This window comes from Streptomyces sp. NPDC091371, assembly GCF_040684275.1.
Taxonomy (GTDB): Bacteria; Actinomycetota; Actinomycetes; order Streptomycetales; family Streptomycetaceae; genus Streptomyces.
In genome coordinates this window covers 20,114-31,845 of record NZ_JBFBFP010000065.1, presented here as the reverse complement: position 1 = coordinate 31,845, position 11,732 = coordinate 20,114, and the positions used below count along the sequence as shown (strand labels likewise).

Sequence of the window (11,732 nt, the reverse complement as noted above, 5' to 3'; positions counted from 1 at the left end):
CCATCGCGAAGCGACGCGACGACGAAGGAGGAGCGCCCTTGACGAGCCGTTCCGACACGGAAGGACTATGGGACTGACGGGAAACCCCCCGCGCCTACTCCGATTCCGCCCAGCCCGGACCCCGCCAACCGCGCAGCCCCCGCCCCACAGCCAGGGGCGGGTGGGCAAACACCGCCCCGCCACCACCCCCCGAGGGGGCAAAAGTCCCGCTCGCGCGTGGACCTGTACCCCTTCCCCCGCCCCCGCCCCCGCCCCCTACTCCCCCCGCTTCCCCACCTGCGACCGCACCGCGCCCATGCTCGCCGCGATCACCAAGGCAATGGCCAGGGCGTCCAGGGCGGACATCGCCTGGTGCAGGACGAGGAAGCCCGCCGTGGCTGCGATGGCCGGCTCCAGGCTCATCAGGATCGCGAAGGTGGGGGCCGGGAGCTTGCGCAGGGCCAGGAGTTCCAGGGTGTAGGGCAGGACCGAGGACAGTACGGCCACCCCCGCGCCCAGGGCGAGGGTGCTGGGGCGCAGCAGGTCCGGGCCCGCTTCGAAGACGCCCAGCGGGAGTGAGATCACCGCCGCCACCGCCATGGCCAGTGCCAGGCCGTCCGCCTGCGGGAAGCGGCGGCCGGTGCGGGCGCTGAAGACGATGTACGCCGCCCACATGGCCCCCGCCCCCAGGGCGAAGCCGGCCCCCAGGGGGTCGAGGCCGCCGAAGCCGCCCCCGCCGTGGGTGGAGAGGAGGACCACGCCCGCCAGGGCGAGGCCCGCCCACAGGACGTTGACCAGGCGGCGGGAGACGATGACGGAGAGCGCGAGCGGGCCCAGCACTTCCAGGGTCACGGCCGGGCCGAGCGGGATGCGGTCGACGGCCTGGTAGAAGAGGCCGTTCATGCCGGCCATGGCGATGCCGAAGGTGATCACGGTGCGCCAGTCGGCGCGCGAGTAGCCGCGCAGCTTGGGCCGGCACAGGAGCAGCAGCACGATCGCGGCGGCCGCGAGCCGCAGGGTGACCACGCCGGCCGCGCCGACCCTGGGCATGATCGTGACCGCGAGGGCCGCGCCGAACTGCACCGAGACGCCCGCCGCGATCACCAGTGCGACCGGTCCGAGGGGTGCCGCGCCGCGCGCTTCGGGGGCGCCCGCCGGGGCGGTGGCCGCAGGAGGCGCGGTGGCGGAAGGGGCGGTCGTGGGCACCGGCGTGGGCGAGGAGGGCGCGGTCATTTATCCAGATTAGGGGGTCGTAAGGAGTGTTGTCGCGTGTCTTGCCTTACACGTGAGACCGCAGCGTCTCATCCGGTGGACGCGGCGCAGTGGCCCCGTCGTTGACCCGATACGCTCCGCACGTGGCTGAGATCCAGATTCCCGCTGACATCAAGCCCGCCGACGGACGCTTCGGCGCGGGCCCCTCCAAGGTGCGGACCGAGGCGCTGGACGCCCTCGCCGCCACCGGAACCTCCCTGCTCGGAACCTCACACCGCCAGGCCCCGGTCAAGAACCTGGTCGGATCGGTGCGCCAGGGCCTCCGGGACCTCTTCTCGCTGCCCGAGGGCTACGAGGTGATCCTGGGCAACGGCGGCTCCACCGCCTTCTGGGACATCGCGACCGCCGGGCTCATCGAGCAGAAGTCGCAGCACCTCACCTTCGGTGAGTTCTCGTCCAAGTTCGCCAAGGCCGCGAAGCTCGCGCCGTGGCTGGACGAGCCCTCCGTGATCTCCTCCGAGCCGGGCACGCACCCCGAGCCGGTCGCCGAGGCGGGCGTGGACGTGTACGCGTACACGCACAACGAGACCTCGACGGGTGTCGCGGCGCCGATCAAGCGCGTCGCGGGCGCGGACGCCGGTTCGCTCGTCCTGGTGGACGCGACCTCGGGCGCCGGCGGCCTGCCGGTGGACATCACCGAGACCGACGTCTACTACTTCGCCCCGCAGAAGTCCTTCGCCTCGGACGGCGGCCTGTGGCTGGCCGCGTTCTCCCCGGCGGCCCTGGAGCGCGCCGCCCGCGTGCACGCGTCGGGCCGGCACATCCCGGAGTTCTTCTCGCTGCCGACGGCGATCGACAACTCGCTGAAGAACCAGACGTACAACACCCCGGCGCTGGCCACCCTCTTCCTGCTGAACCAGCAGCTGGAGTGGATGAACAGCCAGGGCGGCCTGGAGTTCACCACCGGCCGTACGGCCGCCAGCGCGCGCAACCTGTACGGCTGGGCGGAGGCGTCGAAGTACGCGAACCCGTTCGTCGTGGACGCCGACAAGCGCTCGGCCGTCATCGGCACGATCGACTTCTCGGACGACATCGACGCGGCGGCCGTCGCCAAGGTGCTGCGCGCCAACGGGATCGTGGACACCGAGCCGTACCGCAAGCTCGGCCGCAACCAGCTCCGCATCGCGATGTTCCCGGCGATCGACCCGGCGGACGTTCAGGCGCTGACCGCGTGCATCGACTACGTCATCGAGCAGCTCTGACCTGACCTAACGACGCGGAGCCCCCGGCCACCTGCGGTCGGGGGCTCCGGCGTTTCGGAGGAGCCCAGGACTTGTTCCAGCAATCCGGGGGCAAAGAGACCGTAGGCGAAGGCCCTCCGGCGGCGGCGCCTGCGGCCCCGCCGTAATTTCCACCACCAGTGGTCTCACAAGCTGACCAGCGAAAACCAAGCTGTGTACGCCGAGAACCTGAACGTGCGTGGACTGGCGCGAGGACTCCACGCGAAGAGCTTGCACGACGCGGGTTGGGCACAGTTCCTGATGTTCCTGGACTACAAGGCCACCCGTCGCGGGCGCACGTTCGCCAAGGTGGACCGGTACTTCCCCTCCTCCCAGGTCTGCTCAGCCTGCGGTTTCCGGGATGGCCCCAAGCCCTTGCACGTCCGCACATGGACATGCGGCGAGTGCGGCACGGTCCATGACCGGGACTGGAACGCGGGAAAGAACGTCCGATACGAGGGCCGCCGCATCACAGCGGCAGCCAAGGCACCACCCACCCCCGGACCGGGGGCCCCGGAGAGCAAGCACTCCGGGTAAACGTCTGTGGAGCGCGGTAAGACCCTGGTCGGCAATCAGGGCGCGCGCGTCGAAGCAGGAACCCACCTCAAGCCCCGCCGTTCACCACGGAGGGCAGGGAGAGAATCACCCTCAACTTCATGGGGGCGAGGAGGTCAATGGGACGCCAACGTCGTGTTCGCCCGCCTCACGGGCAAGGCGTAGGCCTCCACGCGATACCTTCAGGGCTCCGGGGTCAGCACTCCGGAAGGCGATATGGAGGCAGCGGCGTGAGCGTGCGAGTGACGGCGGCCCAGAGTGGCGTGGACCCCTTCGGGACGGCCCGGCTGCGGCGTGGGGTGCTCGACGCGTGGGGTGCGGGCCCGGCCCGGTTCCGGGAGGACGCCAACGCCGAGGAGGACCTCGCGCTCGGCGGCTACCGCGACCGGCTCGTCGTCGAGCTCGCGCAGAACGCCGCCGACGCCGCCGCCCGGGCCAAGGTGCCGGGCCGGCTGCGGCTCACCCTGCACCCCGGCGAAGGCGACCACGGGCACGCCCTGCTCGCCGTCGCCAACACCGGTGCCCCGCTGGACGCGACGGGCGTGGAGTCGCTGTCCACCCTGCGGGCCTCCGCCAAGCGGGAGTCCGCCGACGACAGCGTCGGCCGCTTCGGCGTCGGCTTCGCCGCCGTGCTCGCCGTCTCCGACGAGCCCGCCGTGCTGGGCAGGCACGGCGGGGTGCGCTGGTCCCTGGCCGAGGCCCGCGAGCTGGCCCGGGGCGCCGCCGTCGGCAGCCCCGGCCTCGGCGACGAGCTGCGCCGCCGCGACGGGCACGTCCCGCTGCTGCGGCTCCCGCTGCCCGCCGAGGGCACCGCGCCCGAGGGGTACGACACCGTGGTCGTGCTCCCGCTGCGCGACGCGGCCGCCGAGGACCTGGCCGAGCGGCTGCTGGCCGGCATCGACGACGCGCTGCTGCTCACGCTGCCCGGGCTGCGCGAGGTCATCGTGGACACGCCTGCCGGGGGCACCCGCACCCTGTACCGCCGCGACGAGGGCCCGTACACCGTCATCGAGGACTCATCGACGGGGACCCGCCGCTGGCGCACCGTCCGCCACAGCGGCCCCATCGAGCGGGCGCTGCTCGCCGACCGGCCCGTGGAGGAACGGCTGCGTCCCGCCTGGGCGGTGTCCTGGGCGGTGCCCGTCGACGCCGACGGCGCCCCGGTACACCCGGCCACCGCGAGCGTGGTGCACGCGCCGACCCCGACCGACGAGCCGCTGGGCATCCCCGCGCTGCTCATCGCGACCCTGCCGCTGGACACCACCCGCCGACACCCCGCGCCGGGGCCGCTGACCGACTTCCTCGTGGAGCGCGCGGCCGACGCGTACGCCGAACTGCTCGGCGACTGGGAGCCGGTGAGCACCGCGCTGGTGGACCTCGTACCGGGCCCCCTCGGCAAGGGCGAGCTCGACGGGGCGCTGCGCGCGGCCATCCTGGGACGGCTCCCGCGTACCGCGTTCCTCGCCCCGGCGGCCCCCTCCGAGGAGCTGTCGGCGCTGCGGCCCTTCGAGGCCGAGGTGGTGGAGGGGGCGGGCGCCGACACCGTGCGGGTGCTCGCGGAGGTACTGCCGACGCTGCTCCCGGCGGGCCTGGAGCGGCGGGCCGAGCTGCGCACCCTGGGCGTGGGCCGGCTCCCGCTCGGCGATGCCATCGAGCGGATCGCGGGCATCGAGCGGACCCCGGAGTGGTGGCACCGGCTCTACGACAGCCTCGCCGGGGTGGACCCCGACCGGCTGTCCGGGCTGCCGGTGCCGCTGGCCGACGGCCGCACCGCCATCGGCCCCCGCCACATCCTCCTCCCCTCCGCGGACACCCCGGCGGACCTGGCCCGCCTCGGGCTGAAGGTGGCCCACCCGGACGCCGCGCACCCGCTGCTGGAGAAGCTCGGCGCGCTCCCGGCCACGCCGCGCGCGGTCCTGACGACCCCGCAGGTGCGGGCGGCCGTGGCCGGGTCCATGGACGCGGGCGAGATCTGGGACGAGGACGCGGACACCCCGGACGCCGACGAACTGGCCGAGATCGTCCTGACGCTGGTCCGCGACGCGGAGCTGTCCCCCGGCGACGAGCCCTGGCTCGGGGCCCTCGCCCTGCCCGACGAGGACGGCGAACTGACCCCGGCCGGCGAACTGCTCCTGCCGGGAAGCCCCTTGGCCTCCGTCATCCGCGAGGACGAGGTCCCGTACGTCGACGCCGAGCTGGCGGCCCGCTGGGACGCGGACACCCTCACCGCGGTCGGCGTACTGGCCTCCTTCCAGCTGGTCCGCGCCACCGACGTGGTCCTCGACCCGGACGAACTGGAGCCGCGCGAGGGCGATTTCGCGGAGCCCGACGACGCGGGGCTGCTGGACGCGGTCGACGTGTGGTGCGAGGACGTCCTCGACCAGTTCCCCGACACCCCGGTGCCCCCGGTGGCCACGGAACTGGTCGCCGTCCGCGACCTCGACCTGGTGGACGACGACTGCTGGCCCCAGGCCCTGGCCATGCTGGCCCAGCCCCCGCTGCGCGACGCCCTGACCCAGCCCGTCCGCATCCTCCTCCCGGACGGCACGACCCAGTCGGTGCGCCCGTACACCGCCTGGTGGCTGCGCGACCACCCGGTGCTCGACGGCCGCCGCCCGGCCGGCCTGCGCGCGGCGGGCGGCGACCCGCTCCTGGAGGGCCTCTACACCTCGGCGGACGCCACCGGCTTCGAGGACGAGCAGGTTCTGCGCGCCCTCGGCGTACGCACCTCGGTCTCGGCCCTCCTGGACGAGCCGGGCGGCGCGGCCGAACTCCTGGGCCGCCTCGCCGACCCGGACCGCGAGGTCACCGGCCGCCAACTGCACGGCCTGTACGGGGCCCTGGCCGACCTGGACCCGGAGCAGGTCACCCTCCCGGACGAGCTGCGCGCGGTGGTCGACGGCGAGGTGGTCGTGGTGGACGCGGCCGAGGCGGTCATCGCCGACGCCCCGGACCTCCTCCCCCTCACGACCGGCCTCCCCCTCCTGCCCGTCACCCCGTCCCGTGCCGCGGACCTGGCGGACCTCCTCCAGGTCCGCCGCCTCTCGGAAACGGTCCCCGCGGAGGTGACGACCCCGGGCGAGGAGCACGACGTACCCGAATCGGTCCGCGTCCTCCTCGGCCCGGCCACCCCGCTCACGTACGTCGAGCACGAGGAGCTGATCGCGGGCGGCACCGAACTCGACTGGCGCCGCACCCCGGACGGCACCCTCCACGCGGCCACCCTGGAGGGCGTGGCCGCCGGCCTCGCCTGGTCGGCAGGCCAGTGGCCCCGCCGCTTCGAGGTGGCGGCCCTCCTGGAGGACCCGTCCCGGACGGCGGAGCTGGCGCGCGACCGCTGGTTCGACTGAGGGCCGGGGCCTGGCCGGACTACGCCGGGAACTTGCGGTTGACCCAGCGGAAGGTGAACTCGATCAGGGTCGCGGCCGCCGCCGCGATGGCCACCGCGATCCACGGCATCGTGGTGCCCTCCAGCTTCAGCTGGAAGAAGTCCTGCAGCCAGGGGACGACCAGGACGATCAGGAACGCCCCGCCCATCGCGCCGACGAGGCCGACGCGCCACCAGGTGTACGGGCGGGCGATGATCGCCAGGACCCACATCGAGGTGAGGAAGAGGGTCAGGGTGGCCGCGCTGGTCTCCGCCTTGAGGGCGTCGGGGCCGGTGTAGTAGGCGCGGGCGATCACGTACGTCACGAAGGTGGCCGTTCCGGCGATGACGCCGCCGGGGATCGCGTAGCGCATCACGCGCTTCACGAAGTGCGGTTTGGCGCGTTCCTTGTTGGGGGCCAGGGCCAGGAAGAAGGCCGGGATGCCGATGGTGAGGGTGGACAGGAGGGTCAGGTGGCGCGGCAGGAAGGGGTATTCGACCTGTGAGCAGACCACCAGGATGGCGAGGAGCACCGAGTAGACCGTCTTCGTGAGGAAGAGGGTCGCGACGCGGGTGATGTTGCCGATGACGCGGCGGCCCTCGGCGACCACCGAGGGGAGCGTGGAGAAGCTGTTGTTCAGGAGCACGATCTGGGCGACCGCGCGGGTGGCCTCGGAGCCGGAGCCCATGGAGACGCCGATGTCGGCGTCCTTGAGGGCGAGCACGTCGTTGACGCCGTCGCCCGTCATCGCGACCGTGTGGCCCTTGGACTGGAGGGCGCCGACCATGTCGCGCTTCTGCTGCGGGGTGACGCGGCCGAAGACCGCGTTCTCGTCGAGGACCTCGGCCATTCCGGCCTGCTCGGTGGGGAGTTTGCGGGCGTCCACGGTGTTCTCCGCGCCCGGCAGGCCCAGCTTGCCGGCGACCGCGCCGACCGAGATGGCGTTGTCGCCGGAGATGACCTTGGCCTTGACGTCCTGGTCCTCGAAGTAGCGCAGGGTGTCGGCGGCGTCGGGGCGCAGCCGCTGCTCCAGGACGACGAGCGCGGTCGGCTTGACCCCGGTGGCCACGGCCTCGTCGTCGAGTTCGCGGGCGGAGCGGGCCAGGAGGAGGACCCGCAGGCCCTGTTCGTTGAGGTCGTTGATCTCGTCGAGGGCCGGGTCCCCGGCGGGCAGGAGGACGTCGGGGGCGCCGAGCAGCCAGGTGTTGTTCTCGCCGTCGCCCTCGCTGAAGCTGGCGCCGCTGTACTTGCGGGCGGAGGAGAAGGGCAGCGACTCGGTGCAGCGCCACTCCGCGCTGTCGGGGTAGGCGTCGATGATCGCCTGGAGGCTGGCGTTGGGGCGGGGGTCGGACTCGCCGAGGGCGCCGAGCACCTTCTTGACGTACGAGGGGTCCGCGCCGCCGAGCGGGCGGAGCTCGGTGACGTCCATGCCGCCCTCCGTGAGGGTGCCGGTCTTGTCGAGGCAGACGACGTCGACGCGGGCCAGGCCTTCGATGGCGGGCAGTTCCTGGACCAGGCACTGCTTGCGGCCGAGGCGGATGACGCCGATGGCGAAGGCGACGGAGGTGAGCAGGACGAGCCCCTCGGGGATCATCGGGACGATGCCGCCGACGGTGCGCGCGATGGAGTCCTTGAGGTTGTTGTCCTTGACGACGAGCTGGCTGATGATCAGGCCGATCGAGGTCGGGATCATCATCCAGGTGACGTACTTGAGGATGGTGGAGATGCCGGAGCGCAGCTCGGAGTGGACGAGCGTGAAGCGGGAGGCCTCCTCGGCCAGCTGGGCGGCGTAGGCCTCGCGGCCGACCTTGGTGGCGGTGAAGGCGCCGCCGCCGGCGACCACGAAGGAGCCGGACATGACGGTGTCGCCACGTTTCTTCAGGACGGGGTCGGCCTCGCCGGTGAGCAGGGACTCGTCGATCTCCAGGCTTTCGGCCTCGCCGACGGAGCCGTCGACGACGACCTTGTCCCCGGGGCCGAGTTCGATGACGTCGCCGAGGACGATCTCGGAGGTGGAGATCTCGGCGGTGCGGCCGTCGCGGCGGACGCTGGGTTTGGCCTCGCCGATGACGGCGAGGCCGTCGAGGGTCTTCTTGGCGCGCAGTTCCTGGATGATGCCGATACCGGTGTTCGCGATGATCACGAAGCCGAAGAGGCTGTCCTGGATGGGCGCGACGAAGAACATGATCACCCAGAGGACGCCGATGATCGCGTTGAAGCGGGTGAAGACGTTCGCGCGGACGATGTCGGCGGTGGAGCGGCTGCTGCGGACGGGGACGTCGTTGACGTCACCGCGCGCGACGCGCTCGGCGACCTCGGCGGTGGTCAGCCCGGCGGGTTTGAACCGGGGTGCCGGCGGGCGCACGGGGTGCACGGGGTCGAGCTCGGCCCCCGCGTCGATGGCGGCCCCGCCTGCGCCGCCCCGCTCCGGCCCGTCGTGGTCGATGTCTGCCCGCTGCGTCATGGTTTCGACGGTAAGCGCGGTTCGAACGCGCCACCTGCCGAGCGGGCCGAAGATCCGACCTCAGGATGACCCGAATCGTCCCCTGGTCTCCCGTCTCCACTGACAGGAGGTGTCAGCGGAGGGGCCCTAGCGTGCGCGTCATGGACCTCGTCGTCGAACTGCGGCAGTACACGCTCCACCCGGGCGCCCGGGACACCTTGATCAACCTCTTCGAGCGCGAGTTCGTCACCGGACAGGAGGCGGCCGGCATCACCGTCGGCGGCCGGTTCCGGGACCTGGACGACCCCGACCGCTTCGTGTGGCTGCGGGCCTTCCCCGACATGGCGGCGCGCGAACGGGCACTGCGGGCCTTCTACGGCGGCCCCGTCTGGCAGGCGCACCGGGAGGCCGCCAACGCGACCATGCTGGACTCGGACGACGTGCTGCTGCTGCGCGGGCCGGGCCTCGCCGTGCCGGAACCGGCGGGGCCGGTCGTCGTGACCGTGTGCCATCCCCGGGACGGGGGCTTCGCCGGCCACTTCGAGCGGGAGCTGCGCCCGGCGCTGGCCGCCGCCGGATTCCCGGCGCTGGCGGCGCACCGCACCGAGCACGCCGAGAACACCTTCCCGGCGCTGCCGGTCAGGGAGGGCGAGGACGTCTTCCTGTGGTGCACGCGGGGCGCGACCCCGCCGCCGCTCCCGGACCTGTCGGCCGGCCTCGGCCGGGCGCCGCAGCACCTGCGGCTGGAGCCGGTACGGCCGTACTAGGGCGCGTCCGGCTGCTCGCCCTGCGCGGCAGCAGCAGCGGCCTCCGCCGCGTGGCGCTTGAGGGCGGCGTCGCGGCCGCGGACGTACCAGATGCCGATCAGGCCGAGGAAGCCGCCGGCCGCGCAGGTCCAGACCCACCACAGCAGGTCCCGGTCGGCGAACCAGGCGTAGAAGGGGAGCTGGACGAGGAAGAGGGCGAACCAGAGGATCGTGCCGCCGACGATGGTGGCAACGACCGGACCCTCCAGGGGCTCGGGCGCCTCGTGCTTCGGAGTCCATTTCGCCATGTGGCCAAGTCTAGGCGCCCGCGTTCGCGGTCTACGCGCGGAGATGGACGGCCCTTCGTTCATGTGTTCATACTGAAACGGTTTGGGCCAGGCCCATTTTCTTCGTATGAACCCCCATTTGAGGACCGTATGAGCACCTCGGCCCCCGCCCCCGAAGCCATCCGTCCGGAGCCTTCCCCCCAGGGACCCTCCGGCGGGCTGGACCGCTACTTCAAGATCTCCGAGCGCGGCTCGACCATCGCCCGCGAGGTCCGCGGCGGCTTCGCCACCTTCTTCGCGATGGCCTACATCATCGTGCTGAACCCGATCATCCTCGGCAGCGCGAAGGACATGTACGGCCACCAGCTCGACGGCGGCCAGCTCGTCACGGCGACCGTCCTGACGGCAGCCTTCACCACCCTCCTCATGGGTGTCATCGGCAACGTCCCCATCGCGCTGGCCGCCGGACTCGGCGTCAACACGGTCGTCGCCCTCCAGCTCGCCCCCCGCATGAGCTGGCCCGACGCCATGGGCATGGTGGTCCTGGCCGGCTTCGTCGTCATGCTGCTTGTCGCGACCGGCCTGCGCGAGCGCGTCATGAACGCCGTCCCGCTCGGCCTGCGCAAGGGCATCGCCATCGGCATCGGCCTGTTCATCATGCTGATCGGCCTGGTCGACTCCGGCTTCGTCACCCGCATCCCGGACGCCGCGCACACCACGGTCCCGCTCCAGCTCGGCACCGGCGGCCACCTGCTCGGCTGGCCCGTCCTGATCTTCGCGGTCGGCGTGCTGCTCACCCTCGCGCTGCTGATCCGCAAGACGCCCGGCGCGATCCTGATCTCCATCGTGGCCATGACCGTCGTCGCGGTCGTCGTCCAGCTGATCGCCGGGCTCCCGGACAGCGGCTGGGGCCTGACCGTCCCCGAGTGGCCGGGCAACCCGGTGGCCGCGCCCGACTTCGGGCTCGTCGGCCAGGTCAGCCTCTTCGGCGGCTTCGGGAAGGTCGGGGTGCTGACGGGCGTCCTGTTCGTCTTCACCGTGCTGCTGTCCTGCTTCTTCGACGCCATGGGCACGATCCTCGGCGTCGGCGACGAGGCGAAGCTGATCGACAAGAAGACCGGCGAGTTCCCCGGGATCAACCGGGTCCTGCTCGTCGACGGCCTGGCCGTCGCCTCGGGCGGCGCGACCTCCTCCTCGGCGACCACCTGCTTCGTGGAGTCCACGGCCGGTGTCGGCGAGGGCGCCCGCACCGGTCTGGCGAACGTCGTGACGGGCGGCCTCTTCGCCGTGGCGCTGTTCCTCACCCCGCTCGCCACGATGGTCCCGTCGCAGGCGGCCACCCCCGCCCTGGTGGCGGTCGGCTTCCTGATCCTGGCGGGCTCGGTCAAGGACATCGACTGGAGCGACTTCACCATCGCCGTCCCGGCCTTCCTGGCCATGGTGATGATGCCCTTCACGTACTCAATCACCAACGGCATCGGCATCGGCTTCATCGCCTTCAGCGCGCTGCGACTGGCGACCGGCCGGGGCCGCGAGGTCCCGGTGGCCATGTACGTCGTATCGGCGGTGTTCGTCTTCTACTACGCGATGCCCGCCCTCGGCCTCACGTAAGGCTCGCGCCAGGGCTCAGGTGAGCCCGTAGAACTTCTCTGTCTCGTCGACGGCCGCCTTGAAGCGCTCGTCGAAGTCGTCGCGAATGAGCGTCCGGACCACGTAGTCCTGGACGCTCATTCCGCGTTTGGCGGCATGAGTCCGGAGCCTGTCGAGGAGCTCCCCGTCTATGCGCATGCTCAGCACATGTGTCCCCATGCCGAAAGGGTCGGGGCTGAGGGCGTGTACGCGTGTCACTTTCCCCGCCCGAC

At 72.2% G+C, this 11,732-nt stretch carries 8 protein-coding genes and 1 pseudogene; 5 read left to right on the top strand and 4 right to left on the bottom strand.

The window, feature by feature from the left end:
- Positions 1-255: 255 nt before the first annotated feature.
- Positions 256-1,212 (bottom strand): EamA family transporter, encoded by a 957-nt coding sequence (locus AB0O21_RS37420; RefSeq protein WP_365179447.1) that lies wholly within the window; start codon positions 1,210-1,212, stop codon positions 256-258.
- A gap of 122 nt (positions 1,213-1,334) precedes the next feature.
- On the opposite strand from AB0O21_RS37420, the gene serC reads away from it, so the two are divergent.
- From serC to AB0O21_RS37405, 3 genes and pseudogenes are all read left to right on the top strand, one after another.
- Complete coding sequence (serC, locus tag AB0O21_RS37415) at positions 1,335-2,453, top strand: phosphoserine transaminase (RefSeq protein WP_365179444.1); 1,119 nt, start codon at positions 1,335-1,337, stop codon at positions 2,451-2,453.
- A gap of 123 nt (positions 2,454-2,576) precedes the next feature.
- Positions 2,577-3,008, top strand: a pseudogene (locus tag AB0O21_RS37410) (RNA-guided endonuclease TnpB family protein); the annotation flags it as partial.
- A gap of 248 nt (positions 3,009-3,256) precedes the next feature.
- Positions 3,257-6,376: a molecular chaperone Hsp90 gene (locus AB0O21_RS37405; RefSeq protein WP_365179441.1), complete on the top strand. Its 3,120-nt coding sequence runs from the start codon at positions 3,257-3,259 to the stop codon at positions 6,374-6,376.
- A gap of 19 nt (positions 6,377-6,395) precedes the next feature.
- Here the strand turns inward: AB0O21_RS37405 and AB0O21_RS37400 are convergent, their stop codons facing one another.
- Positions 6,396-8,858: a cation-translocating P-type ATPase gene (locus tag AB0O21_RS37400; protein ID WP_365179438.1), complete on the bottom strand. Its 2,463-nt coding sequence runs from the start codon at positions 8,856-8,858 to the stop codon at positions 6,396-6,398.
- A gap of 140 nt (positions 8,859-8,998) precedes the next feature.
- Here AB0O21_RS37400 and AB0O21_RS37395 point away from each other — a divergent pair, with 140 nt between their 5' ends.
- Positions 8,999-9,604, top strand: a complete 606-nt coding sequence (locus AB0O21_RS37395) for an NIPSNAP family protein (protein WP_365179435.1) — start codon at positions 8,999-9,001, stop codon at positions 9,602-9,604.
- Here AB0O21_RS37395 and AB0O21_RS37390 read toward each other — a convergent pair.
- Entirely contained in the window at positions 9,601-9,891 is a 291-nt protein-coding gene (locus AB0O21_RS37390) for a DUF2530 domain-containing protein (RefSeq protein ID WP_365179432.1), read from the bottom strand. The genes AB0O21_RS37395 and AB0O21_RS37390 overlap by 4 nt on opposite strands.
- Before the next feature lie 129 nt (positions 9,892-10,020).
- Between AB0O21_RS37390 and AB0O21_RS37385 the strand changes: the two genes are divergently transcribed.
- Positions 10,021-11,481 (top strand): NCS2 family permease, encoded by a 1,461-nt coding sequence (locus AB0O21_RS37385; RefSeq protein ID WP_365179429.1) that lies wholly within the window; start codon positions 10,021-10,023, stop codon positions 11,479-11,481.
- A 15-nt stretch (positions 11,482-11,496) separates the two neighbouring features.
- On the opposite strand, the gene AB0O21_RS37380 is transcribed toward AB0O21_RS37385, so the two are convergent.
- The gene (locus AB0O21_RS37380) at positions 11,497-11,679 is read right to left on the bottom strand and encodes a hypothetical protein (RefSeq protein WP_030156886.1); all 183 of its coding nucleotides are present in this window, start codon (positions 11,677-11,679) and stop codon (positions 11,497-11,499) included.
- Positions 11,680-11,732 lie beyond the last annotated feature (53 nt).